Origin of the sequence: Mesorhizobium sp. BE184 (assembly GCF_031457045.1) — a bacterium.
Classification (GTDB): domain Bacteria; phylum Pseudomonadota; class Alphaproteobacteria; order Rhizobiales; family Rhizobiaceae; genus Mesorhizobium.
Map to the genome: position 1 here is coordinate 1,263,944 of NZ_JAVDVU010000001.1, position 25,507 is coordinate 1,289,450.

The following is a 25,507-nucleotide window of genomic DNA, read 5'->3' on the forward strand; positions in this document are numbered from 1 at the left end:
TATCTAATTGTACGAAGTCGCTGAATTGATGCACTGCACAATGGAAAGATACGCGGAGTAACCGAGTGTCCCTTTTGCAAATATACTGGAGAGCGCTGGGCTATCTCGCTTCTGACAAGAAGCGGGTCGCTTTTATTTGCCTGGCCAACGTAACGCTTGCCGTCGTGACCATCCTGGAGCCGATCATGTTCGGTCGCGTCATCGACGCGATTTCGGACAAGACCGGCGCCTTCGGACCGCTGGCCATGTGGGCCGGGCTGGGTGTCTTCAACATCATCGCCTTTGTCCTCGTTGCCCGTGGCGCCGACCGTTTCGCGCACAAGCGCCGCACGGAAGTGCTTTGCGATTCCTTCGAGCGCGTCATCACCATGCCGCTCTCGTGGCATCATCGCCGCGGCACGTCCAATTCCCTGCACACGCTGCTGCGCGCGGTGGAAGCGCTGTTCAGCCTGTGGCTGGAATTCATGCGCCAGCATCTGTCGACCGCCGTTGCGCTGGTCCTGCTCATTCCGACCGCCTTGGCGCTGGACGTCCGCATGTCCCTGGTGCTGCTGGTTCTCGGCGTGCTCTATTTCGGCATTGGCCGGCTTGTCATGCGCAAGACAAAGGAAGGGCAGGCGAGCGTCGAGCGTCACTATCATACCGTGTTCGCCCACGTGACGGACTCCGTCTCCAACGTCGCCGTCCTCCAGAGCTATAACCGGATCGGTCACGAGACCGAGACGCTGAAGCGCTACGTGAAGGATCTTCTCAACGCACAGAATCCGGTACTCGACTGGTGGGCTTTCGCCAGCGCCATGCATCGGCTGTCGTCGACGGTCTCGATGATGGTCGTGCTGCTGATCGGCGCCTATCTGGTCACCCATGGCCAACTGCGCATCGGCGACGTCATCGCCTTCACCGGCTTTGCCACGCTGCTGATCGCCCGTCTCGACCAGGTCTCCGCCTTCGTGAACCAGATTTCCGAAGCCCGCGCCAAGCTCGAGGATTTCTACAAGCTCGAGGATTCCGCCGTCGATGAGGCCGAGCCTGCCGATCTGCGCGACCTCGGCAACGTCACCGGCCATGTCCGTTTCGAGAATGTCGGCTTCGAGTTCCCGAATTCGGGGCAGGGCGTCGACGATGTTTCCTTCGAGGTTCATGCCGGCCAGACGGTTGCCATTGTCGGCCCGACAGGCGCCGGCAAGACGACCCTCATCAACTTGCTGCAGCGTGTCCACAACCCGGAACGCGGCCGCATTCTGATCGATGGCATCGACACCCGCACGGTGACCCGCAAGTCGCTGCGCAATTCGATCGCCACCGTCTTCCAGGACGCCGGCTTGTTGAACCGGTCGATCGAGGAGAACATTCGTATCGGCCGTGCCGAAGCCAACTATGAGGATATCCACGCCGCGGCGCAGGCCGCCGTCGCACAGGATTTCATCCTCTCCAAGAGCGAAGGCTATGACACGGTCGTCGGCGAGCGTGGCGGCCAGCTTTCGGGCGGCGAACGCCAGCGCATCGCCATCGCGCGCGCCGTGTTGAAGGACTCGCCCATTCTGGTGCTCGACGAAGCGACCAGCGCGCTCGACGTGGAAACCGAAGGCCGCGTCAAGGAGGCCATCGACGATCTGCGCCGTGACCGCACGACGTTCATCATTGCACACCGTCTGACGACGGTCCGCGATGCCGATCTCGTCGTGTTCATGGACAAGGGCAAGATCATCGAGATGGGCGGCTTCGCCGAGCTCTCGCTGCGCAACGGCCGCTTTGCCTCGCTGCTGCGCGCCGGCGGCCTGCTCAACGACGAAGAGGTCCGCCGTCTCAGCCGCCTGTCGCCGGTTCAGGACGCGGCTGCCTGACCTTCGGGCAGCCCGCGATCAAAGAGCGCAATTGCCGTCTTGTGCGTGCAGGTCTATCTAGAGGCCCATGAGCGATACAAGCGCAGGCTCTGCAGGCTGGAGCAGCATAGCAAACCCGACCCGCTTCATGGCGCTTGCCGACAGGCTGGTGCCATGGCTGTCTGTCGTGGCCGCCGCCTTGCTCGCCATTGGCCTCTATATGAGCTTCGCCGCGCCCGAGGATTTCCAGCAGGGCATCACCGTCCGCATCATGTACATCCATGTGCCTTTCGCCTGGCTGTCGATGATGTGCTACACGCTGATGGCGATTTCCGCGCTCGGCACGCTGGTCTGGCGTCATCCGCTGGCGGATGTCGCGCTGAAGGCCGCCGCTCCGATCGGCGCCGTGTTCACCGCGCTCGCCCTTGTGACCGGCTCCATATGGGGCAAGCCGATGTGGGGCACATGGTGGGTCTGGGATGCGCGACTGACATCGGTCTTCGTGCTGTTCCTGATGTATCTCGGCATCATCGCACTGACGCGGGCGCTCGACGATGCGGGCAGGGCGGCCTGGGCCGCAGCCGTCATCACCCTGGTCGGCTTCATCAACGTGCCGATCATCAAGTTCTCGGTCGATTGGTGGAATACGCTGCATCAGCCAGCTTCGGTGTTCCGCCTCGATGGCCCGACCATCGCACCCAGCCTCCTGTGGCCGCTGCTGGTGATGGCCGCGGGCTTCACCGTACTCTTCTTCGCCCTGCACATGACGGCGATGCGGACGGAAATCCGCCGGCGGCGGGTGACGTCCATGCGCCGGCTGGCGGCGCGCAACGCCGAAGCATAGAGCCCAAGCGGGTATTGATCCCGCGGCCTACCCCTCGGAGCGGCCCGCTGCCTCCCGATCGCGCTCGTAGCGTCTCGTCAACGGAAATGGTGGCAGCCAGGACTCGCGGCGGATGATCCAGCTTTCGTAGGTCGGCGCCAACTGGTCCGGCGCATCCAGCGATCCCAGATGCACCTCGATCTCGTCGCCGCTGCGAGCGAAGACGGAGGAGCCGCAGCGCGGACAGAAAAACCGCCCCGCATAGTCGCGTGTTTCGCCCGCAATCGTCACTGCAGCCTGGGGGAACACCGCGGCGGCGTAAAAAAGCGCCCCATGATGCTTGCGGCAATCGAGACAATGGCAAACGCCCACCCGATACGGGCGCCCCGCCGCGACAATCCGGACATCGCCGCAAAGGCAGCCGCCCGTGAATCGGTCCATACCGCGTCTCCTCTATGCTGGCCGCCAATAATTTGCCGGCGCCTGCCTAATTCTGCAGGGGTAGGGCTCAACCTTCATGTGATCCCCTGCAGGAATCCACTCATTTTTTCCGGTGTATGTCGGAATTCCACCTCGTCTTGCGTCCTTTGAATGCCCCACTTGAAAGAAGGATGAAGAGATGCGGAAACAGATCTTGACCCACCACGTTGCGCTGGGTGACGTCACGCAATGCCTCGGAGCCTTCCAATGATCCCCACCATTACGGCCTTTGAAAGCTCTCCCGACCGCGGCCAGGGACTGGCGCGTGACATGCGCGTTCACTGGGCGCTCGAAGAAGTGGGACAGCCTTACGACGTTCGTCTCGTTTCATTCAAAGAGATGAAGCAGCCGGCGCATCGTGCCCTGCATCCTTTCGGCCAGATTCCGACCTATGAAGAAGGCGATCTCGCTCTCTTCGAGTCCGGGTCCATCATATTCCATATTGCGCAGCGCCATACGGGCCTGCTGCCGGACGATGCCAACGCGCGCGCGCGGGCGATCACCTGGATGTTTGCCGCGGTCAGCACAGTGGAGCCGCCAATCCTCGAACTGCAGACCCTCAAATTCGGGGAGGGGGACAAGCCCTGGTTCGAACAACGCCTGCCGCTCGTCAAGGACCGCATCCGTGATCGGCTGCGCGAACTCTCAGTTCGCCTTGGCGATTCCGACTGGCTCGACGGCGCCTTCAGCGCAGGGGATTTGATGATGGTGCATGTTCTGGCCAGGCTGCGTCCATCCGGCCTGCTGGAGGAATACCCGAACCTCGCCGCCTATATCGCCCGCGCCGAAGCGAGGCCCGCCTTCAAGCGTGCTTTCGCCGCCCAACTGGCGGTTTTCGCGGACGGGCCGAAAGCAGCCGTCTAGAGCGACGCCGAAGACGACCGCGCATCATTCCAGAATGATCGTGGCCTGCCGCTCCAGCCGAAGCGCTACGCAGCGCGGGCAGGGTGTTGCATCCTATTGGTCGAACGGCTCCATTTTCGCCAAGGAGGGCGCTAGAGTTCGCGAACGTGAATCAGGGATCGGCAAATGGCGACTTTCATCTTGATACCCGGAGGCTGGCAGGGCGGTTGGGCTTTCGAGAAAGTCGCAAGCATCCTCACCGCGCGCGGGCATAAAGCACTGCCCATTACTCTGTCGGGTCTCGGCGATATTCCCGCCCCAACGGCCAATCTCGACACTCACATAAAAGAAGCCATCAGCGCGGTTAAGGCGCATGGTGACGATGTGGTCGTGGCTGGACACTCCTACGGCGGCATGGTCGTCAGTGGCGCCGCGGATGCCGAACCGGCCCGCATTCGAGCATTGGTCTATATCGACGCCTATGTCCCCGAATCCGGCGATTCCGTCTGGTCGCTGACGACCTCCCGTTTTCGAGACGTTTTCGTGGCTGGCGCCAGGGCCGACGGATTGAATTGCATGCCGCCGCCGCATCTGGAGCCGCGATGCCGGCCGCATCCGATGGGAACGTTTCTTCAGTCGATCAGTCTCAGCGGACGCTGGCGCGAGGTGCGCCAAAAAATCTTCATTGGCGCACATGGATGGGAAGGAAGTCCGTTCCTCGATCTCTATCAACGCTTAAGCGCTGACCCTGCGTGGTCGACAGTCGCCTTGAATTGCGGGCACAACATTGCTCGGCTGGAACCGGAAGCCTTGGCGGAATTATTGCTGGCTCAAGTCTGATCGAGGCACTGCCTGGCCATTGGAGGTCAATCCCGGTTGGCGGCGCGGCGCTATGACGTCGGGTAGAGGGGTTACACCGCAGTTGAAGAAGCAATCCCGGCGCTTACGCATAAGTCGCATAAGATAGATTATGGAACTGACACGGATGCAGACCGCGCCCGAAATGGCTTGCCCTGCAACGGTTTGGCTCCTTTCGTCTCCGTCTGCTCGTCCGTCCCCAACACGCCAGCGCCTCAGGCCGCGGCGAGATCGGCTGCGCGTGCACGCGCGGCAGCCAGCAAGGCGCGCGGCTCGGCTGAGAATACAGCGTCATGCGCCCCGGCAGCGGCCCAGACCTGATCGAAACCAAGAAGCGTCTCGTCGGCAAACGCCGGAATGACAATCAGGTGGCCGATCGGCGAAACGCCGCCGATGGCGAAGCCGGTTTCGTCGCGTATGTGGCGCGGATCGGCCCGCTTCAGCGCTTCGCCTGCCAACGAGGCTGCTTTACCGATATCGAGCCGGTTGTTGCCAGCGACCAGGAAGAGATAGAGTTTCCCACTGGATTCACCCTGGAAGATCAATGACTTGACGATCTGCGCCACGCTGCAGCCGCACTGGAGCGCGGCATCTTCGGCGGTGCGCGTCGAAGCGCCCATCCGCAGGATCTCGATTTCGAGGCCTGCGGCGACAGCAGCCTGCGTCACACGTTCAATGCTGCCAGCCATAAGAAATCTCGTCCATCAGTTTGATTCATATGGAATTTCGATCGTCATGCCGTCATAGGCCGGCTCGACGTTTGCCGGCGTCTCGGCGGCCACTGTCGCGTAGTCGAGCGGAATATGCATATGGGTCAGGATCGCGCGGCGCGGCTGCAACCGGCCAATCCACTCCAGCGCTTCCGCCAGCGACAGATGGCTGGGATGCGGGCGGTATTGCAGCGCATCGATCACCAGCACATCCAACCCTTGCAGCTTCTCGGCCGTCGCAGCGGGAAAGTCGCTGACATCGGGGCAATAGGCCAGCGGGCCGATGCGAAAACCAAGCGAGACGATGTCGCCATGGATTTGCGGCAGCGGCTCGAAGGTGAGGGGACCCCCCTCTCCTTCCACGCGCACCGGCCTGGCATGGTCGATCGTGTGGGCCATGAGGATGGGTGGATAGGAACTGCCGGCTGGCGTCTCGAAGCAATAGCCGAATGCGGCGCGCAGGCGCTCCAGCGTCGGTTCGTCGGCAAAAATGTCCACGAGCTTGCGCTGTGTCAGGACGAAGCTGCGCAGATCGTCGATGCCGTGAATATGGTCGGCGTGCGGGTGCGTATAGACCACGCCATCCATGTGCGTCACCTTCGCCAGCAGCATCTGCTCGCGAAAATCGGGGCCGGTGTCTATGGTGACGGTGGTGCGACGGCCATCCGGCTTGATGCGTTCCACCAGCGCGGCGCAGCGCATGCGGCGGTTTCTTGGATTGGCCGGGTCGCAATTGCCCCAGTCGCCGGTCAGCCGCGGCGTGCCAGGCGAAGAACCGCAGCCAAGGATCGTCAGGCGCAGCAGGTCCGTCACGCTCAGGCGTCCGGCGTGCCGGCGCGCGGCATCTTCTTGAACAGACGGAAGACATTGTCCGTGGTGATGGCGGCAACCTCGTCCGCATTCACCCCTATTGTCTCGGCCAGCACACGGGCGGTGTCGGCGACAAATGCCGGTTCGTTGCGCCTGCCACGATGCGGAACGGGCGCGAGATAGGGCGCGTCGGTCTCCACCAGCAACCGGTCATGCGGAACATTCGCCGCGACTGAACGCAATTCCTCGGAGTTCCTGAAAGTCAGGATGCCGGAGAAAGAGACATAGCCCCCCAGCGCCACGCCGATTTCCGCCAGCCTGCGGCCGGACGAAAAGCAGTGCAGGATGAACGGGAAGGCGCCCTTCCCTGTCTCGTCCTCCAGTATGGCCGCCATGTCGTCGTCGGCATCGCGCGCATGGATGACCAGCGGCAGGCCGGTTTCGCGGGCGGCCGCGATGTGAGTGCGGAACACCTTGGCCTGAACATCATGCGGCGCGCCGTCATAGTGGTAGTCCAGCCCCGCTTCGCCGATCGCCACAACCTTCGGATGGCCGGACAACTCGACAAGCTCGCCGACCAACACGTCCGGCTCCTCGGCGGCGTTGTGCGGATGCGTGCCGACCGAACAATAGACTTCGTCGAAAGATTCTGCTGTTTCAAGCACCTGCTGGAAACGCTTCACACGCGTGCAGATCGTCACCATCCGACCAACACCGGCGGCGCGGGCACGGGCGACAACGGCCGCCCGCTCCTCGGCGAAATCCGGAAAATCGAGATGGCAGTGACTATCGACCAGCATCAGGCGCTGCCCTCGGCCTGCTCGACATAGCGCGGGAACACCGGCTGCGGCGCCGGTAGCGGCGTTCCGGCCACCAGCGCGTGCGCGTCCACGACGTGCGCGAAGCTGCGCTCCTCTTCCCGCACCGCCAGCGTATCGAGCAGCCTCGCCGCGGAACCCGGGATATAGGGCTGGCACAATATGCCGACGCGGCGGATCACCTCGGCCGTCGTCCACAGCACGGTTTCCATCCGCGCCGGGTCGGTCTTCTTCAGCGCCCACGGCTCCTGCGCGGCAAAATAGCGGTTCGCCTCGGCGACGACGCCGAAGATCGCGGCCAGCGCCAGATGGATGCCCTGCTCCGCCATCGCCTTTCGCGCGGTGACCAGCGCCGCGTCGGCCTGGGACAGGATGGCGCGATCGGCTTCCGCCAACTCGCCGCGCCGTGGCACGACGCCTGCGCAGTTCTTGGCGATCATCGACAGCGACCGCTGCGCCAGATTGCCCAGATCGTTCGCCAGGTCGGCATTGGTCCGGTTGACGATGGCCTCGTGACTGTAGCTGCCGTCCTGCCCGAACGGGACTTCGCGCAGGAAGAAATAGCGCACCTGGTCGAGGCCGTAGTGTTCGACCATCGTGAATGGATCGATGACGTTGCCGACGGATTTCGACATCTTCTCGCCGCGGTTGAACAGGAAGCCGTGGCCGAAGACGCGCTTCGGCAACTCGATGCCGGACGACATCAGGAACGCCGGCCAGTAGACGGCGTGGAAGCGCACAATGTCCTTGCCGATGATATGGGCATTGGCAGGCCAGAAATCCCATTTCTCTGCTTTTTCATCTGGATAGCCGGCTGCCGTGATGTAGTTTGTCAGCGCATCGACCCACACATACATGACATGCTTCTCGTCGCCCGGCACCGGCACGCCCCAATCGAACGTGGTGCGGGAGATCGACAGATCCTTCAGCCCGGATTTGACGAAGCTGACGACCTCGTTGCGGCGTTCCGAGGGGCCGATGAAATCGGGCTGGTTCTCATAGAGCGCCAGCAGGCGGTCCTGATAGGCGGACAACCGGAAGAAATAGCTCTCCTCCTCCACCCATTCGACCGGCGTGCCCTGCGGACCGTAGCGCACGTCGTCGGCGCGGACCTCGGTTTCTTCCTCTCCGTAATAGGCTTCGTCGCGCACCGAGTACCAGCCGGCATAGCCGCCCTTGTAGATGTCGCCATTGGCGGCCATCGCCTTCCAGATAGCCTGGGAGGCCTCGTAGTGGCGCTTCTCGGTGGTGCGTATGAAGTCGTCGTTCGACGCGTTCAGCGCCGTCGCCATGCGCTTGAACTCGACCGCGTTGCGGTCCGCCAGTTCGCGCGCCGAGATGCCCTCTTTCTTGGCCGTTTGCAGCATCTTGATGCCGTGCTCGTCGGTGCCGGTGAGGAAGAACACGTCCTTGCCGTCCAGGCGCTGGAAGCGCGCCAGCGCGTCGGTCGCAATCAGCTCATAGGCATGGCCGATATGCGGCTTGCCGTTCGGGTAGGAAATGGCGGTGGTAATGTAGAATTTTTCGCGGGACATGGGATGCCGTCATGAATATCTGAAGGAATGCAGCGGTGGATATCGCATCGGAAAGGCGAACGCCATCCCGCGCCGGACGCATCACATTCGCATCGCAGAGTTCAGGCGGTCGATCATCGTCAAGGCGTGCTGCTTCTTGTCGAGATTGTATGTCTCGGTCTCAACTATAGCCTGGCGCGCCTCATGCCAAGTGTCAGACAGCGTTTTGGCGCGGCCAAGCGCCCCTGAAGCAGCCGCCTCGCTTGCGGCGGTTTCCAGAAGCGCGAGTGCATGGCTGTTGAAGATATCGAACGGGATCGCCTGGTCACGGCCCGCCACCGCATCGGCAAGGCGGTGCGCGCCGGCAATGTCCGGTCGCTTCGAAGCCACCAGCCGGTCGAGCGCGGATGCGATCTCCAGCCCGCCATACTGGGTCAGCAGGACGGCGGCGCGCACGCTGCCCCCTGCCCGCTCGGCGAGCGCCGTGCGTGCCGCGGCGTCTTCGGGCGGCGGCGGCTCTATGGTCTCCAGCACTTCGAAAAGACTGTCCCTGTCCAGCGGCGATATCCGGATCATCTGGCAACGCGACCGGATTGTCGGCAGCAGGCTGCCCGGCGCATGGACGACGAGAATGAACAGCGTTCTTGAAGGCGGCTCCTCAAGATTCTTCAATAAGGCATTGGCAGCATTGACATTCATGTCGTCGGCCGGATCGATGATGACCACCCGGTAGCCGCCGTCGTGCGAGGTCAGCGACAGGAACTGGCTGACCTTGCGGATTTCGTCGACCGTCACCACGCTCTTGAATGTCTTCGTCTTGTCGTTCAGCGGCCGGGTCAGATGCAGGACCGACGGATGCGCCCCTGTCGCGATCTGGCGGAAAAGCCCCGACGCGGGATCGGGCACGGCCAGCCGTTCAGGCGCTGCCTCGGCGTGCGGATGCTTGAGGACATGATGCGCCACATGGAAGGCGAGCGTCGCCTTGCCAATACCCACCGGCCCGGCCAGGATGAGGGCGTGCGGCAGCTTTCCAGAGCGGTAGGCGGCGGCCAGCATATCGGCCACCTGCGCCTGCCCCACCAGGCGCGGGTTTTCCGACGGTTCGGCAACACCGTCCAGCGTGTCGTGCTGCTCGGGCGCGATGCGTTCGAAAATCATGCCGACGCCGCCTGCTTTTTCCCCGCGAGTTTGCTTTCCAGAGCGGCGAACACCGCGTCGGTGACGGCATCCTCGACCTCCTCCGGAGTACGAGAAGCGTCGATCACGACACAGCGTTCCGGTTCGTTATGCGCAATTGCCAGAAAAGCCTCGCGTCGGCGCTGATGGATGGCGAGCGTTTCCTTCTCGAAACGATCCGGCTGTTCCTGATTCCGGCGCACGGTCGCACGGCGCAGCCCCTCTTGCGGGTCGAGGTCGAGGATCAGCGTCAGGTCCGGCGCCATGCCGTTGACGGCGATGCGCTCCAGGAGGTCCATGAAATCTTCATCCAGCCCGCCGGTGACGCCCTGATAGACCCGGGAGGAGTCCATGAACCGGTCGCACAGGACGATCGCGCCGCGCCCGATCGCCGGGCGGATGACCTGCTCAACATGGTCGGAACGGGCGGCGGCGAACAGCAGCGCCTCCATTTTCGGCCCGAACGGTTCGGCCGCGCCGGAAAGAAGCACGTGCCGCACGGCCTCGGCCCCCGGCGAGCCGCCAGGTTCGCGCGTCACCACGACATCGTATTTCTTGGCGCGCAGTTTTGCCGCAAGACGCTGGATCTGCGTCGACTTGCCGGCGCCTTCACCGCCCTCGAATGTGAGGAAAAAACCGTTCGCCAATGCCGGACCCTGAAGTTTCACCGGACCGTCTTAGCCCTGACTCGCCGCAAGGTCCACGCAGGAGACCAATCGAACTAGCGCAGCCAGCCCACTGCAAGCTCTTTCGCGGCGTCCATCGCGCGGCGCGGCAGCGAACCGGTTTCCACCGTCTCGGCTGCGAACAACGGCACCTCCTGGCTCAGCGTGTCGCCGATCGTCACGCGCAGCGAACCGACCGGCTGGCCCTCCTCCACCGGCGCCGCCAAGGGACCGTTGTAGACGATGCGCGCCGTCAGGCTGTCCTGGTTGCCGACCGGGAGGAAAATCTCGACCGGACCTTTCGCTTTCAGTCCCACCTCCGACTTCGCCCCGCCAAACACCTGCGCCTGGCCGACGATTTCAGCGTCGCCGAATATCGTCTTCCTGTCGAAGGAATGCAGGCCCCAGTCGACCAGCTTGCGCGCTTCCTCGGCCCGCTCCCGGTCGTCCGCCAGCCCGCTCATGGCGACGATCACGCGGCGATTTCCCTGCTGCGCCGAGCCAACGATGCCGAAGCCGTCCTGGTCGCTGGCGCCGACCGCTAGGCCGTCCGCGCCGATATCGGCGGAAAGCAGCGGATTGCGGTTGCGCTGCAATATCTTGTTCCAGGTGAAGTCCTTGCCGGCATAGTAGCGGTACAGGTTCGGATATTCCCGCCACAGATGCAGCGCCAACAGCGCAAGTTCCCTCACCGAAGTCTGCTGGCCTGCGCCCGGAAGCCCGGTCGCGTTGACGAAGGTCGATTTCTGCAGGCCGATGACGCGCGCCCGCTCGGTCATCTGGCGGGCGAAATTATCCTCCGAGCCGGCGAACCCCTCGGCGACGATGATGCAGCCGTCATTGGCGGCCTGCACGGTGATCCCCTGAATCAGGTCTTCGAGCCGGATCGACGATTTGAGCGCCGCGAACATGGTCGATGTGCCCGACGGCGCGCCGCCGGTGCGCCACGCATGTTCGCTGACCACGAAGGTGCTGTCTAATGTGAAGCGCCCGGACTTGAGCGCCGCAAAGGCCATCTCGACCGTCATCAGCTTCGCCAGCGACGCCGGCTGGATCAGTGCGTCGGCGTCCTTGGAGAAAAGCACCGCGCCGGTTTCGGCGTCGATCATGAAGGCGTGGGCCGCCTTGGTTTCGAAAAGCTGCGCGTGGGCATCCGCCGTCGCAACCAGCATCAGAGTCAGCACAGCCATGATCACCGCGATCGATCTGCGGCCACTGTTGCTCACTGCGATGCGCCCTCCCCGGCTCCATGTTTCGCCCCACGCAGCCTAGCAGGCGCTCGGCGAGCCGGGCAACAGGTGAGACTTTGCCAGGAAGCCGCCGCGTCAGTCCCGCACGACGAGTGCGTCGGCCGCGCCGCTGGACCAGGCGGCTTCGAGCATGGCGTCGATGCTGCGCCGGCCGTCGGGGCGAAGGCTGACGGAATACCAGGCGTGGCCGTCCGTCCCGGATTTGTCGATCACGCCCTTGCCGATGCCGGAAAGTGCATTGGCCATGCGTTCCGCCTGCGCGGCATCCTCATAGGTGCCGACGGCGACATATTCGCCCGTGTTGTCGATGCGCGCATCGCCGGGGTTGGCCCGCTTCCACGAAGCGACGATGTCGGAGGACGACATGGCGCTTCTCTCCATGGCGGCGAAAGCCTGCGCGGCGCTGCCGACGCGCTCATCGGCATAGGAAAGCGACGCGACGGCGAACGGCGGCTGGCGGCCGCCGAGGTCGGGACGCTCCGGCGCGATCGGGCCGAAATCGGGCAGCGTCAGCTCGCCAGCGGCGGGAGCCTGCGCCGCCAGCATTGGCTGGAAGGCAGCCTCGCCGCGCGAATTGGAGAGCTGGCCCGGGAACGGAACCGCGCCGGCGCCGCCAGGCGCCGCGCTTGGCGTTGCGCCGTTCATGGCGATCATCACCCCGGTGGGCAGACCGACCGACGGATCCAGAGGCTTGTTGCCCGTCTGGTAGGATGCCATCAGATACTGGTCGTCATGGCCGTCCAGCGGCGCGCGCCCGACATAGTCGACCTTGACCCTGGCTGTGCCGCTATGGGCATAGTCCAGCATTTCGGCGGCGCGCTTCGACAGGTCGATGATGCGCCCGTCATGATACGGACCGCGATCGTTCACCCGCACGATGACCGAACTGCCATTGGCCATGTTCGTCACCCGCGCATAGCTCGGCAGCGGCATGGTCGGATGCGCCGCCGTCAGATGGCTGACGTCGTAGATTTCGCCATTCGCCGTCAGCCGGCCATGGAAAGCGTCGCCATACCAGGAGGCCGAACCGACCTTTGAATACTTCCGGTCTTCCTTGGGGTAATACCACTTGCCCCGCACCTGGTAGGGCTTACCGAGCTGGTCCCGGCCGCCGCCGCGCTTGATGCCATAGCGGGCATTCGTGACGCGCGGGCTGGCCTTCACGCCATATTCGGATTCGGCGAAATACTCCTTCGAGCGGCTCTTGGTGTTGACCATGCCCTTGGGCTGCGGGGTCGCACAGGCGGCCAGCAGCGCGGCGGAGGCCGCAACGAGAACGAAGGCCGATGCGCGACGAAGACGCGGGCGCGCCATAACCTGCATTTTGTGATTGTCCCCTACAGTCCCGACGCCGCTACACGAAACACAAGCGGAGGCAAGCTATTCCCGGCAATCCAGCGCTCAACCCCATATCCTTTTTGCGCAGGAATTGTTTAGCACGCTATTAATCGATTGCGGCGAGAAACCGGCGATATTGTGGCGTTCCGCCCCGTTCCGGCCGTCCGACAGCATCGGATTGGACCGGCAGCCCGTCAAGGCGTGCGGCCCGCTTCCCGGCAAGCGTCTTGAACACCCTCTTGCAAGCGCCTTGAAAAGCCGAAGCGCTTCACGCATACAGCAGCAGTCCGGAGGGATGGCCGAGCGGTTTAAGGCACCGGTCTTGAAAACCGGCGTGGGTGCGAGCCCACCGTGGGTTCGAATCCCACTCCCTCCGCCAGTTTCCGTATCTCAGCCAATTCGCTCCAAGCTCCATGGGGCGGCCTGAACGGCGGGCGGGCAATCGCCGGCTGGACGAGAGTTCGAACTCCGTCTCTTCCATGCGCCATTTATGGCGGTTGCCAAGCCTGGCTGGCCAAAAACCCCGGAAAACCCTCGTCCCGCGCGGCTTTTTTGTTTGATGTCGCGATGAATGCTTGACGTGGAGGAAGTGCGCACGTTAGGCGACGAGTTACGCAAATCTAGACATCGAAAGGAGGGTTTTCCACATGATGGAGATTTTCACCGGCCCGGGTTTTTCAGCCCTCCTTCAGGTCATCGCCATCGATCTGGTGCTGGCAGGCGACAACGCCATCGTCATCGGCCTTGCCGCCGCCGGGCTTCCCGTCGAACAGCGCAAGAAGGCCATCCTCATCGGCGTCATCGCGGCGACGGTCCTGCGTATCCTGTTTGCGGCGGTCACCGTACAGTTGCTCGCCATCCTTGGCCTGCTCCTGGTTGGCGGCATCCTGCTTCTGTGGGTATGCTGGAAGATGTGGCGCGAACTGCGCACGTCGCACGCCGAGGAGCACGAAGCCACCGAAGCCCTGTCCAACTCCAACTACGCCGGCGACGCCACCGGCAAGACGCCGCGCAAGACCCTGCGCCAGGCGGCAACCCAGATCGTCATCGCCGACGTCTCCATGTCGCTGGACAATGTGCTGGCGGTGGCCGGCGCGGCGCGCGACCATTTCGCCGTGCTGATCATCGGCCTTGTGCTGTCCATCGCATTGATGGGCCTTGCCGCCACTTTCATCGCCCGTCTCCTGCATCGCTTCCGCTGGATCGCCTATATCGGCCTTTTGATCATCCTCTATGTCGCGCTCGACATGGTCTATCGCGGCTGGATCGAAATCCTGCCGCACGTCAACAACGCGGTGAATTGAGCGCTCGGCGTTTTCGCAAGCAGGCTTGCCTCCGTCGTTCCGGCCGTATCCATGCGGCCGGAACTGTGATACTGCGCCGCCTCGTTTCAATGGCCGGAAATTTGCAATGACCGCCCCACGCGTCAGCTTCGTCAGCCTCGGGTGCCCGAAAGCGCTCGTCGATTCAGAACGCATCCTCACCAGCCTGCGCGCCGAAGGCTACGAGATCGCGCGCAAGCATGACGGCGCCGACCTGGTCGTGGTCAACACCTGCGGCTTTCTGGATTCCGCCCGCGCCGAGTCGCTCGACGCCATCGGCACCGCGCTGAAGGAAAACGGCAAGGTGATCGTCACCGGCTGCATGGGAGCCACGCCGGAGCTGATCCGCGAGAAGCATCCCAATGTGCTGGCCATCACCGGGCCGCAGGCCTATGAGAGCGTCATGGCCGCGGTGCACGAGGCCGCGCCGCCGCAGCACGATCCCTATGTCGACCTGGTGCCGCCGCAGGGCGTCAAGCTGACGCCGCGCCACTATGCCTATCTGAAGATTTCCGAAGGCTGCAACAACCGCTGCACCTTCTGCATCATCCCTGCCCTGCGTGGCGATCTCGTTTCCCGTCCGGCGGCCGACGTGCTGCGCGAGGCGGAAAAGCTGGCCAAGGCAGGCGTCAAGGAAATCCTCGTCATCTCGCAGGACACCAGCGCCTACGGCGTCGACATCAAATACCAGACCAGCATCTGGCAGGAGCGCGAGGTCCGCGCCAAATTCCTCGACCTCGCCGAGGAACTCGGCAAGCTCGGCGTCTGGGTGCGGATGCACTACGTCTACCCATACCCGCATGTCGCCGACGTCATCCCGCTGATGGCGGACGGCCGGATTCTCCCCTATCTCGACATACCGTTCCAGCACGCCTCGCCGCGCGTGCTGAAGAACATGCGCCGTCCCGCGCATGGCGAAAAGACGCTGGACCGCATCCGCTCCTGGCGCGACATCTGCCCCGACCTCGCCATCCGCTCGACTTTCATCATCGGCTTCCCCGGCGAGACGGATGAGGATTTCGAGATGCTGCTCGATTGGCTGGACGAAGCAAAAATCGACCGGGCCGGCTGCTTCAAATACGAGCCGGTGGGCGGCGCGCGCTCGAACGAACTCGGCCTCGAACAGGTGCCCGAGGACATCAAGGAAGCGCGCTGGCACCGCTTCATGCAGCGCCAGCAGAAGATTTCGGCTGTTCAGCTGGCGAAGAAGGTCGGCAAGCGCCTGCCGGTCATCATCGACGAGGCGCATGGCAACGCCGCCAGGGGCCGCACCCGGTACGACGCGCCGGAAATCGACGGCGCGGTGCATATCCAGTCGCGGCGGCCGCTGCGGTCAGGCGACATCGTCACCGTCAAGATCGACCGCGCCGACGCCTACGACCTCTACGGCGCGGCGGTCTAGAACCGTTCGAATGAAGCGCGACCGGAACGCTTGATACGTTCCGGTCGGCAGCGGAACGAGAAAGGGCGCCCGAAGGCGCCCTTTAATTTGTCATGCCGACGAACTTACTGCGGCAGCTTGTCGTCCACGCCCTTGACGTAGAAGTTCATGCCGAGAAGCGTGGCGTCGTCGGCGACCTGCCCGTCCTTGAGGAATTCGGAGCCGTCCTGCTTCATCACCGGGCCGGTGAAGGGGTTCCAGCCGCCCTTGATCTTGGCTTCGGTTTCCTCGGCCATCTTCTTGGTTTCATCCGACATATTGGCGTAAGGCGACATCACGACTTCGCCATCCTTGATGCCGCCCCAGGTGTCGGAGGTCTTCCAGCTGCCGTCCAGCGCCGCCTTGACACGCTCGAGGTAGTACGGAGCCCAGTCGTCGACGATGGCCGTCATCTGCGCCTTGGGCGCGAACTTGGCCATATCGGAGGACTGGCCGAAGCCTTTAAGGCCGCGCTCTTCGGCGACCTGCAGGGCGGCGGTCGAGTCGGTGTGCTGGACGATGATGTCGGCGCCCTGGTCGAACAGCGCCTTGGCGGCGTCCGCTTCCTTGCCCGGATCGAACCAGGAGTTCACCCAGACGATCTTGATCTTGAAGTCGGGATTGACCGATTGCGCGCCGAGCATGAACGAATTGATGCCCATGACGACTTCGGGAATGGGGAAGGACACGATGTAGCCGGCCAGGCCCTTCTTCGATTCCTTCGCCGCGATCTGGCCGAGAATGTAGCGGCCTTCGTAGAAGCGGGCGTTGTAGATGGCCAGATTGTCGGACTTCTTGTAGCCGGTGGCGTGCTCGAACTTGATGTCCGGGAACTTGGCGGCGACCTTGACCATGGAATCCATGAAGCCGAAGGACGTGCCGAAGATGATCTTGCAGCCTTCGCGGGCCAGGCGCTCGAAGGCGCGGTCGGAATCCGGTCCTTCCGGCACGTTTTCGAGGTAGGACGTCTCGACCTTGTCGCCGAGTTCCTTCTCGACCTGCAGCCGGCCCTGGTCGTGCTGGTAGGAATAGCCGAAATCGCCGATCGGGCCGACATAGACCCAGCAGGCCTTCAGCTTTTCCTGTGCCTGTGCTCCCGTCGTCAGCGACGCCATGGCGGCCGCGGCGGCCAGGGCGATCATGGTTTTCTTCATTGTGTTACCTCTCTGGTGTCCCATAGTCTTTTAGATCCCTTACCTGTCTGGCACGAAGGCGCTGCCGAGCGATGCCGGCGTGTTCATCATCGTGAGCCGCTTATTGCGCGAGATTAGAACAAGAACGAGCACCGTGGCCAGATAGGGCAGCGCAGAAAGAAACTGGCTGGGCAGGGATTTTACGCCGGCCGCCAGCGCGTAGAGCGGACCCGGCAGGAAGGACAAATCGCCAAGGTTGATCGCCTGTATGTGCAGCTGCGCAATGGTGATGGCGCCAAACAGATAGGCGCCTGCCAGAACCCGCCATGGCCGCCAGGAGGCGAACACCACCAGCGCCAGCGCGATCCAGCCGCGCCCGGCCGTCATGTTCTCCACCCATTGCGGCGTGTAGACCAGCGAAAGCTGCGCCCCCGCCAGACCGGCGCAGGCGCCGCCGAACATCACCGCGAGATAGCGGATGCCGATGACCGAGATGCCGAGCGCATGCGCGGAGCCGTGATTGTCGCCGACGGCGCGCAGGGTGAGGCCGGCGCGAGTGCGGAACAGGAACCACGATACGGCGATGACCAGCACGATGGACAGGTAGAAAAGCGGGTCCTGGCCGAACAGCAACCGCCCCACAAGCGGCAGGTCGGAAAGGCCCGGAATATAGATATTCGTCATCCGCACGCCCGGCTGGCCGACGAAGCCAACGCCGAGCATGCCGGAGAAACCGGTGCCGAGCAGCGTCAATGCCAGGCCGGTCGCGACCTGATTGGTGACGAAGGACAGCGCCAATATGCCGAACAGCAGCGAGAACACCGCGCCGACGAGGATGGCGGCCAGCGCGCCGAGCCACGGCGAGCCGGTGGAAAGGGCGACGCCGAAGCCGGTGACGGCGCCCATCAGCATCATGCCCTCGGTGCCGAGATTGAGAACGCCGGAGCGCTCGACCACCAGTTCGCCGAGTGCGGCGATCAGCAATGGCGTGGAGGCGGTTGCGATCGTCAGCAGGATCGCTTCAAGCATTCCCATGGGTAACCTCCACAGGCGCCGGCGAGGGCGCGGTTTCCATCGTCTTGGCCACAGGTCTCACGAGCCTGATCCGGTAGAGGATGAGCGTATCGGCGGCGAGCACGAAGAACAGGAGTATGCCCTGGAAGGCGCGCACGACCTTGTCGGAGACGCCGAGCGATATCTGCGCGGCCTCGCCACCGAGATAGGTGAGCGCCAGGAGCAACCCTGAGAAGATGATGCCGAGCGGATTCAGGCGGCCGAGGAACGCCACGATGATGGCGGTGAAGCCGTAACCGGGCGAGATCGTCGGCTGCAGCTTGCCGATGGCCCCCGACACTTCCGAAATGCCGGCCAGCCCGGCGAGACCGCCGGAGATGAGGAAGGCGAAGAACACCATCCTGGACGAGGAGAAGCCGGCGAAGCGCCCTGCCCGCGGACTTTGGCCGAGCACCCGGACTTCGAAGCCCTTCAGCATGCGCGACAGCATGAACCAGAGCAGAAGCGCGGCGACGATGGCGAAGACAAAGCCCCAGTTGGCGCGGCCGGACGTCGGCATGATCTCAGGCAGCGTCGCCGCCGGGCTGAACTGGATCGTCTGCGGGAAATTGAAGCCCTTGGGATCGCGCCACGGTCCACGCACCACCCAGTCGAGCACCAGCTGCGCGACATAGACAAGCATGAGGCTGGTCAGGATTTCGTTGGTGTTGAAGCGCGTTTTCAGGAAGGCAGGGATGGCGCCATAGGCCGCGCCGCCCACGATGCCCATCAACAGCATCAGCGGCAGCGTCAGCCAGGTCTGGAAATCGGGGAACATGACCGGGATGATCGAACCGACAATCGCGCCGATGATCAGCTGTCCCTCCGCGCCGATATTCCAGTTGTTGGAGCGGAAGCAGATGGCAAGGCCGACGCCGATCAGGATCAGCGGGGCCGCCTTGATCGCCAGCTCGTGCCAGGACCAAACCTCCAGCAGCGGATCGATGAAGTAGTAGTACAGCGCCATGACCGGGTTCTTGCCGAGCAGGGCGAACATGATTGCCCCGACCACGACCGTCAGGCCCAAGGCGATGAAGGGCGACACGACGCTGAACAGCGCCGAGCGCTGCGGGCGCTTGATGAGTTCGATGCGCATCAGGCCGCCTCCCCTTCATGCGGCGCATGGCCGGGTTCGGCGCCACCCATCAGCAGCCCGATCTTTTCCAAGGTCGCTTCGGCGGCCGGCATGGGCGCGGACAGCGTGCCATTGTGCATGACGGCGATCGCGTCGGAGATCTCGAACAGCTCGTCGAGGTCCTGGCTGATGACAAGAACCGCCGATCCCGCCCGCGCCAGTTCGATCAGGGCCTGCCGGATATGCGCGGCGGCGCCGGCGTCGACGCCCCATGTCGGCTGGTTGACGACCATCACGGCGGGGCTGCGGTCGAGCTCACGCCCGACGATGAATTTCTGCAGATTGCCGCCGGAAAGGGCTGCGGCCTCCGGATCGGGAGCGCTTTTGCGCACATCCATCACCTCGATGATGCGCTGCGCGGCATTGTAGATCGAAGCGCTTTTCGTCACCCCGCCAGTGCCGACGAAAGCCTTGCCGTCAGTGGCATGGCGCGAAAGCAGCAGGTTTTCCGAAAGCTTCATGCGCGGGGCTGCCCCGTGGCCGAGCCGCTCTTCCGGCACGAAGGCCGCGCCCAGAAGCCGGCGCCCGGTGATGTCGAGCCTGCCTGCATCCTTGCCGCGAATGCGCACGGCGGCGGCATCCGACTGTCTTGCTTCGCCGGAAATGGCTTCGAAGAATTCGCCCTGGCCGTTGCCGGCGACACCGGCGATGCCGATGACCTCGCCTGCCCTGACGGCAAGCCGGATGTTCGTCAGCGGAACGGAAAAGGGGGTCGCCGGCTTGCGGCTCAGCCCGTTGATTTCCAGCAGGGTCTGCGCCTGGGCGATCCCCTCCAAAGGTGCCCGCACGACGCTTTTGACCTCGCTGCCGACCATCATGCGCGCCAGAGAGGCCGCCGTCTCTTCGCGCGGATTGCAATGGCCGACCACCTTGCCGTGCCGCAAAACGGTGGCGCGGTCGCAGATGCGCTTCACCTCCTCGAGACGATGCGAGATGTACAGGATGGATTTGCCCTCGGCACGCAGCCGTTCCAGCGTTTCGAACAGCTTGTCCGCCTCCTGCGGGGTCAGCACCGAGGTCGGCTCGTCGAGAATGATGAGTTGCGGCGTCTGCAGCAGGCAGCGAATGATCTCGATGCGCTGGCGTTCGCCGACCGAGAGGTCCCCGACCAGTGAATCCGGATCGAGCGGCAGCCCGTAGCTGTAGGAAAGAGCCCTCGCCTTGGCGGCGATCTGGCCGATCGGCGCGCCATCATCCAGCGACAGCGCGATGTTTTCCGCCGCGCTCAGCGCCTCGAACAGGGAGAAATGCTGGAAGACCATGCCGATGCCGAGTTTCTTGGCGACGCCCGGACTGGTGATCGCGACCGGCTGGCCCTGCCACAGGATCTGGCCGGAATACGGTTCGAGCGAGCCGAACAACATCTTCACCAGCGTCGATTTGCCGGCGCCGTTTTCGCCAAGCAACGCATGGATTTCGCCCTTGGCGATATTGAGATCGACATTGTCGCAGGCTTTGAGCGTGCCGAATATCTTCGTCAGCCCGCGAACCTCGAGCAGAGTCTCGGCGTCGTGATGTGCACTCACAGTGCCTCCCATCTGTTCCCAGATATGTTCTGTGTTCCCGATGGCATCGTAGGCACGCAGGCCCTAACACGCAAAGCAGCAGCCACTTGAAAGAGCTTCAAGAATTTCAGCGAAAACTCAAGGGATAAGAACCGTCGTCCCCGTCGTCTTGCGGCCCTCCAGGTCAGCATGCGCCTGGGCCGCATCCTTGAGCGCATAGCGTTGGTTTATCTTGATCTTGACCGCGCCGCTCTTGACCACGTCGAACAGCGCGGCGGCGGATTTTTCGAGGTCATCCCGGCGCGCATTGTAGACAAACAGGGTCGGCCTGGTGACGTAGAGCGAGCCCTTCTGGGCAAGTATGCCGAGGTTGAACGGCGGCACCGATCCCGACGACTGCCCGAACAGCGCCATCAGGCCGAGCGGCCTGAGGCAGTCGAGCGAGCCTTCGAACGTATCCTTGCCGACCGAATCGTAGACGACGTCGCATTTGCGGCCACCGGTGATCGACGCCACTTCGGCGACGAAATCCTGCTCCCGGTAATTGATGACGTGGTCGAAGCCGTGCGCCTTGGCCAGTTCGATCTTGTCGGCCGAGCCGGCCGTGCCGATGACGGTGGCGCCGAGGTGTTTCGCCCACTGGCCGAGGATGAGGCCGACGCCGCCCGCTGCCGCATGATAGAGGATCGTGTCGCCCGGCTTGACCTTGAAGGTGCGCAGCAGAAGATATTCCGCCGTCATGCCCTTGAGCATCATCGCCGCCGCCTGCTCGAAGCTTATCCCGTCGGGAAGCTTGACCACCTTGGCCGCATCGATGACACGCCGATCGGCATAGGCGCCGATGCTGACGGCGTAGGCGATACGGTCTCCCGCCTTCAGCCAGTCGACGCCCTCTCCCACTTCCAGGACCACGCCGGCCGCCTCGCCGCCGGGCGTCATCGGCAGGCCGTTCGGCGCCGGATAGAGGCCGGTGCGGAAATAGACATCGATGAAATTCAGCCCGATCGCCTTGTGCTCGACCAGGATCTGCCCGTTGCCCGGCCTGCCCGGATCAGCGGAGCCGTAGACCATGGCTTCGGGACCGCCATGGGCGTGGACGAGTATAGCGTTGGACATGGATCAGGCCTTCTTCGCGCCGAGTTTGGGAAATAGCTGCATCACCCCGCCGATGCAGAAAAGATAGATGCCGGTGATGGTGATGCCGACCTTGGTGAAGATGCCGGCCTGCTCTCCCAGAACGCCGATCTGGTCGTAGAAGGACGCGAGCGCCGATTGCGCCAGCGCCAGTCCGCCGAAGGCGCACCACAAGAGCGTCATGCCGAGATTGATCGGCCGCAGGCGGATGACGCGCACCGGATGGATGAAATTAACCGGAACGAAGGTGAGGATGCCGGCGACGACGACGACCGCGAACGAAACCCATTCACCCGGTTCGATGACGAACAGGGTGAACACCACCATGTTCCAGACGACGGGGAACCCCTTGAAGAAATTCTCCTTCGTCTTCATGCCGGTGTCGGCATAGTAGATGGCGCTCGACACCACGATGATCGCCGCGGAGAGGAACGACAACCCCTCGCCCATGAAGCCGCGTTGGTAGAGCGCGAAGGCCGGGATCATCACATAGGTCACGTAGTCGATGACGTTGTCGAGCAATTCGCCCGACCATGTCGGCAGGATTTCCTTGACCTCCAGCTTGCGGGCGACCGGACCGTCGATGCCGTCGACAAGCAGGGCAAGGCCGAGCCACCAGAACATCGCGGTCCACCGCTCCTCGCTCGCCGCCACCAGCGACAGGAAAGCGAGGAAGGAACCGGATGCCGTCAGAAGGTGAACCGAGAAGGCGCGCGCCTGCGGCCACGTCACCTTTTTCTTCGGTCGGGGAATGCGCTCCGATATCGCCTTGGGCAGCCGTGGCTTCTTCTTCACGTCAGGCGCCGGCATGACGTACGGACCCGTTTCGCGGATTGCAGGATGCAGGCGCACGGCGCCTGGGGAGCATGAGCTTTCTGGTCGTTCCGGCCACAGCCATTCTTTTTCCCCGAATTTCGCCAGAGACTAATAGCAGCACGGCTTCCCGCACAAGCGATATCCCGGCACTATCGACGTAAGGCGATTGTTCAAATCGCCGCGTTGATCGTTCGAGGGCCAGCGCATTATATGCTCCATGACAAGCCGGATTGCCGGCGCGCAGCATTGGATGGCCGGTGGAACAGCCTCGCACAGCAAATATCCTCGTCGCCGGCACCGGTCCTGTCGGCCTGATTGCCGCGCTGGGACTTGCCGATGCAGGGTTTCCGGTCGTGCTTGCCGGGCCTGCACCGGCGGGAACGGACGGCCGGACAACGGCGCTGATGAATCCCGCGCTCGCCATGCTGGCGAAGATGGGCGTGCTGGATCGCCTGGAAGGCCAGGCGGCGCCCTTGCAGGTGATGCGCATCGTCGATGCGACGCGGCGGCTGGTCCGCAGTCCGGTGGTGACATTCCGCGCCAGCGAGATCGACGAGGCGTATTTCGGCCTTAACATGCCGAATAAGGTGCTTGTCGAGGCGCTGGTCGACGCGGTGTCCGCCCACCCCGCCATAGTCTGGAGCAAGGCGCTTGTGTCGCATTGGGCGTTCGAGACGGATCGTGTCCGGGCCATCCTCGCCAATGGCGAAGAGCACGTTGCAGCGCTCGCCGTCGCGGCGGACGGACGTATGTCGCCGGCGCGCGAGGCCGCGGGCATCGAGGTCAGCAACCATGCCTACCCGCAGGCGGCATTGGTCGTGAATTTCGGCCACGCGCGCGGGCACGGCTTCACCTCGACCGAGTTCCACACCGAAACCGGACCCTTCACGCAGGTGCCCCTGCCCGGCGACCGGTCGAGCCTCGTCTGGGTGGTCAAGCCGAAGACGGCTGCCGAATTGGCGGAACTGGATGACGAAACGCTGTCGCGCCGCATCGAGACGCAGATGCAGTCCATGCTCGGGCGGGTGACGGTCGAGCCGGGCCGGCAGGTCTATCCGCTGTCGGCGGCGGCGCCGCGCCGTTTCGCCCAGAACCGCGTGGCGCTGGTCGGCGAAGCCGCGCACCTGTTTCCGCCCATCGGCGCGCAGGGGCTTAATCTCGGCATCAAGGATGTCAGCGATCTGATTGAAATCGTGTCGAAAAATCAAGCCGATCCCGGCGATTCCAATGCCTTGGCGGCCTATGACCGGAAACGCCGCCCCGACATTCTGGCCCGCAGCGGCGCGGTCAATCTGCTCAACGCCTCGCTGCTCTCCGACATGCTGCCGGCGCAGATGGCGCGAAGCGCCGGTCTTGCCATGCTGGACCGGATTGCGCCGCTGCGCGCCCTGTTCATGCGCGAGGGGCTGCGTCCCGGCAGCGGGCTTTCCGCGCTGTTCGGATCGCTACGGGAACAGGTCCGGCGGCAATAGGCCGGCGCGGATCATGTAAAGCAGGCACGTCACGGTGATGACCGAAAAGCAGGTCGTCATCAACACGCTGGCCGAGGCGCGCTGGACCCATACATTGTATTGCTGGGCGATGACGAAAACGTTGGTGGCAGACGGCAAAGCCGCCAGCAGCACCGCCGAAAACATCCAGGTCTCGGAAAAATTTCCGACCCAGCTCAGCACCACATAGCAAAGCAGTGGCTGGCAGATCAGCTTCAGCACGACGATCGGCGCCAGTTCCGGCGGCACGCGCTTCAGCGGCCTCAGCGCCAGCGTGACCCCCATCGCGAACAGCGCGCAGGGCGCCGCCGCGCGGGCAAGGTAGTCGAGCAGTAGATTGACAGCCTGCGGCGGCTGAATCTGGAAATAGGCCGCTGCAATGCCGAAAAAGGTGGCGATGATGAACGGATGCAGGAATATCTTGCGCAGCACGTCCGTCACCAGTTGCGGCAGCGAGGTCTGCTCCTTGCCGGACACCGCCATAAGCAGCGGCGCAATGATGAAATGCATGACGTTTTCGAAGCAGAAGATCAACGCCACCGGCACCGCCGCCTGCTCGCCGAACGCCAGCAGCGCCAGTCCTGGCCCCATATAGCCGATGTTGCCGTAGGAGGCGGCGAAGCCCTTGATCGTCGATTCTGCGATCTCGCCGCGCGAGACCAGCATGGAGCCGATGAACATGGTGGAGAAGATGATGAGGGTGGAAAAGGCAGAGCCGAGGATGAACCCCCACTCGGTCAGTTGCTCAAATGGCGTCTTCGCCAGCAACTGAAAGAACAGGGCCGGCAGGGCGACGTAGATGATGAAGATGTTCATCCAGCCGAGCGCTTCCAGCGGCTGCCGGGCAATTCTTGCCACGACGAAACCGATGAAAATCAATCCGAAGAATGGAAGTACGAGACCGAAAACGTCCGACATTGCTCAATCGCCTGAAACCAGAGCCGGCGCTAACGCGCGGATTGCTGCTTCGTCAAGCGCTTTGGGATTGAACTAAAGGCCCCTGTGCGCCAAATAAGATAAGAAATTCAAGTGGTGAGTAAGATGAAGTCAGCCAAGTTCTCGATCGGACAGGTGGTTCGCCATCGGCTGTTCCCGTTTCGCGGCGTCATATTCGACGTGGATCCGCAATTCGCCAACACCGACGAGTGGTATGAATCCATTCCGGTGGACGTGCGCCCGCGCAAGGACCAACCCTTCTACCATCTGCTGGCGGAGAATTCGGAGACCGAGTACATCGCCTATGTCTCGGAGCAGAACCTGCTCGAGGACGAGTCCGGTGAACCGGTCCGGCATCCGCAGATCCGCGAATTCTTCGACAAGACGCCCGAGGGCCGCTACGAGCCGAAGGGACAGTTGAAGCACTGAGTGGCGACAAGAAAAAGGCTCCCAGG

At 63.4% G+C, this 25,507-nt stretch carries 24 protein-coding genes and 1 tRNA gene; 9 read left to right on the plus strand and 16 right to left on the minus strand.

What is annotated here, in order from left to right; genetic code table 11:
• The first annotated feature begins 65 nt into the window (after positions 1–65).
• Together J2X35_RS06230 and J2X35_RS06235 are read left to right on the plus strand one after the other, a co-directional pair.
• Positions 66–1,844 carry a glucan ABC transporter ATP-binding protein/ permease gene (locus J2X35_RS06230; RefSeq protein ID WP_056109695.1) on the plus strand — a complete coding sequence of 593 codons (1,779 nt, stop codon included), beginning with the start codon at positions 66–68 and terminating at the stop codon, positions 1,842–1,844.
• Positions 1,845–1,911: 67 nt separating this feature from the next.
• On the plus strand, positions 1,912–2,667 hold the full coding sequence (locus J2X35_RS06235) for a heme ABC transporter permease (RefSeq protein ID WP_310183037.1): 756 nt from the start codon (positions 1,912–1,914) through the stop codon (positions 2,665–2,667).
• A gap of 27 nt (positions 2,668–2,694) precedes the next feature.
• Here J2X35_RS06235 and J2X35_RS06240 read toward each other — a convergent pair whose 3' ends face one another.
• Complete coding sequence (locus J2X35_RS06240) at positions 2,695–3,087, minus strand: GFA family protein (protein ID WP_310183040.1); 393 nt, start codon at positions 3,085–3,087, stop codon at positions 2,695–2,697.
• A gap of 246 nt (positions 3,088–3,333) precedes the next feature.
• On the opposite strand from J2X35_RS06240, the gene J2X35_RS06245 reads away from it, so the two are divergent.
• Both J2X35_RS06245 and J2X35_RS06250 read left to right on the plus strand, forming a co-directional pair.
• On the plus strand, positions 3,334–3,990 hold the full coding sequence (locus J2X35_RS06245) for a glutathione S-transferase family protein (protein WP_310183042.1): 657 nt from the start codon (positions 3,334–3,336) through the stop codon (positions 3,988–3,990).
• A 165-nt stretch (positions 3,991–4,155) separates the two neighbouring features.
• Positions 4,156–4,809, plus strand: coding sequence for an alpha/beta hydrolase (locus J2X35_RS06250; protein ID WP_310183043.1), 654 nt, complete (start codon positions 4,156–4,158; stop codon positions 4,807–4,809).
• Positions 4,810–5,042: 233 nt separating this feature from the next.
• Here J2X35_RS06250 and J2X35_RS06255 read toward each other — a convergent pair whose 3' ends face one another.
• The 8 genes from J2X35_RS06255 to J2X35_RS06290 all read right to left on the minus strand — a co-directional run bounded on the left by J2X35_RS06255 (position 5,043) and on the right by J2X35_RS06290 (position 13,093).
• Entirely contained in the window at positions 5,043–5,516 is a 474-nt protein-coding gene (locus J2X35_RS06255) for a YbaK/EbsC family protein (RefSeq protein ID WP_310183045.1), read from the minus strand.
• 15 nt (positions 5,517–5,531) lie between these two features.
• A complete protein-coding gene (locus J2X35_RS06260) occupies positions 5,532–6,350 on the minus strand; it encodes an MBL fold metallo-hydrolase (protein ID WP_310183047.1) in 819 nt (272 codons plus the stop codon).
• A gap of 2 nt (positions 6,351–6,352) precedes the next feature.
• Positions 6,353–7,147, minus strand: coding sequence for a TatD family hydrolase (locus tag J2X35_RS06265; protein WP_310183049.1), 795 nt, complete (start codon positions 7,145–7,147; stop codon positions 6,353–6,355).
• Positions 7,147–8,700, minus strand: coding sequence for a methionine--tRNA ligase (gene metG, locus J2X35_RS06270; RefSeq protein ID WP_310183050.1), 1,554 nt, complete (start codon positions 8,698–8,700; stop codon positions 7,147–7,149). Before metG ends, J2X35_RS06265 begins: the two co-directional genes overlap by 1 nt.
• Before the next feature lie 81 nt (positions 8,701–8,781).
• Complete coding sequence (locus J2X35_RS06275) at positions 8,782–9,837, minus strand: DNA polymerase III subunit delta' (protein WP_056109713.1); 1,056 nt, start codon at positions 9,835–9,837, stop codon at positions 8,782–8,784.
• Positions 9,834–10,502, minus strand: a complete 669-nt coding sequence (gene tmk, locus J2X35_RS06280) for a dTMP kinase (RefSeq protein WP_056109715.1) — start codon at positions 10,500–10,502, stop codon at positions 9,834–9,836. Before tmk ends, J2X35_RS06275 begins: the two co-directional genes overlap by 4 nt.
• Positions 10,503–10,576: 74 nt before the next feature.
• Complete coding sequence (locus J2X35_RS06285) at positions 10,577–11,710, minus strand: D-alanyl-D-alanine carboxypeptidase family protein (protein ID WP_056115512.1); 1,134 nt, start codon at positions 11,708–11,710, stop codon at positions 10,577–10,579.
• Positions 11,711–11,845: 135 nt separating this feature from the next.
• Complete coding sequence (locus J2X35_RS06290) at positions 11,846–13,093, minus strand: septal ring lytic transglycosylase RlpA family protein (RefSeq protein WP_310183053.1); 1,248 nt, start codon at positions 13,091–13,093, stop codon at positions 11,846–11,848.
• A gap of 304 nt (positions 13,094–13,397) precedes the next feature.
• Here J2X35_RS06290 and J2X35_RS06295 point away from each other — a divergent pair.
• The 3 genes from J2X35_RS06295 (at position 13,398) to rimO (ending at position 15,832) form a co-directional block, all read left to right on the plus strand.
• Positions 13,398–13,487, plus strand: a tRNA-Ser gene (locus J2X35_RS06295).
• Between the two features lie 271 nt (positions 13,488–13,758).
• Complete coding sequence (locus J2X35_RS06300) at positions 13,759–14,412, plus strand: TerC family protein (protein WP_056115513.1); 654 nt, start codon at positions 13,759–13,761, stop codon at positions 14,410–14,412.
• 106 nt (positions 14,413–14,518) lie between these two features.
• The gene (rimO, locus tag J2X35_RS06305; protein ID WP_310183055.1) at positions 14,519–15,832 is read left to right on the plus strand and encodes a 30S ribosomal protein S12 methylthiotransferase RimO; all 1,314 of its coding nucleotides are present in this window, start codon (positions 14,519–14,521) and stop codon (positions 15,830–15,832) included.
• 104 nt (positions 15,833–15,936) lie between these two features.
• On the opposite strand, the gene J2X35_RS06310 is transcribed toward rimO, so the two are convergent.
• From J2X35_RS06310 to pcsA, 6 genes are all read right to left on the minus strand, one after another.
• Positions 15,937–17,004: a BMP family ABC transporter substrate-binding protein gene (locus J2X35_RS06310; protein WP_310183058.1), complete on the minus strand. Its 1,068-nt coding sequence runs from the start codon at positions 17,002–17,004 to the stop codon at positions 15,937–15,939.
• Positions 17,005–17,043: 39 nt separating this feature from the next.
• On the minus strand, positions 17,044–18,018 hold the full coding sequence (locus J2X35_RS06315; protein WP_200946402.1) for an ABC transporter permease: 975 nt from the start codon (positions 18,016–18,018) through the stop codon (positions 17,044–17,046).
• A complete protein-coding gene (locus tag J2X35_RS06320) occupies positions 18,005–19,132 on the minus strand; it encodes an ABC transporter permease (RefSeq protein WP_310183060.1) in 1,128 nt (375 codons plus the stop codon). Before J2X35_RS06320 ends, J2X35_RS06315 begins: the two co-directional genes overlap by 14 nt.
• The gene (locus J2X35_RS06325; RefSeq protein ID WP_056109727.1) at positions 19,132–20,709 is read right to left on the minus strand and encodes an ABC transporter ATP-binding protein; all 1,578 of its coding nucleotides are present in this window, start codon (positions 20,707–20,709) and stop codon (positions 19,132–19,134) included. The genes J2X35_RS06320 and J2X35_RS06325 overlap by 1 nt, the downstream gene beginning before the upstream one ends.
• A gap of 105 nt (positions 20,710–20,814) precedes the next feature.
• A complete protein-coding gene (locus J2X35_RS06330) occupies positions 20,815–21,792 on the minus strand; it encodes a quinone oxidoreductase (protein ID WP_310183062.1) in 978 nt (325 codons plus the stop codon).
• A gap of 3 nt (positions 21,793–21,795) precedes the next feature.
• On the minus strand, positions 21,796–22,605 hold the full coding sequence (pcsA, locus tag J2X35_RS06335) for a phosphatidylcholine synthase (protein WP_244478726.1): 810 nt from the start codon (positions 22,603–22,605) through the stop codon (positions 21,796–21,798).
• Between the two features lie 278 nt (positions 22,606–22,883).
• Between pcsA and J2X35_RS06340 the strand changes: the two genes are divergently transcribed.
• The gene (locus J2X35_RS06340) at positions 22,884–24,098 is read left to right on the plus strand and encodes a UbiH/UbiF family hydroxylase (RefSeq protein WP_310183064.1); all 1,215 of its coding nucleotides are present in this window, start codon (positions 22,884–22,886) and stop codon (positions 24,096–24,098) included.
• Here J2X35_RS06340 and J2X35_RS06345 read toward each other — a convergent pair.
• The gene (locus J2X35_RS06345) at positions 24,072–25,034 is read right to left on the minus strand and encodes an AEC family transporter (RefSeq protein ID WP_056109733.1); all 963 of its coding nucleotides are present in this window, start codon (positions 25,032–25,034) and stop codon (positions 24,072–24,074) included. The genes J2X35_RS06340 and J2X35_RS06345 overlap by 27 nt on opposite strands.
• Before the next feature lie 123 nt (positions 25,035–25,157).
• Here J2X35_RS06345 and hspQ point away from each other — a divergent pair, with 123 nt between their 5' ends.
• A complete protein-coding gene (hspQ, locus tag J2X35_RS06350; protein ID WP_056109735.1) occupies positions 25,158–25,481 on the plus strand; it encodes a heat shock protein HspQ in 324 nt (107 codons plus the stop codon).
• The last annotated feature ends 26 nt before the right edge of the window (positions 25,482–25,507 follow it).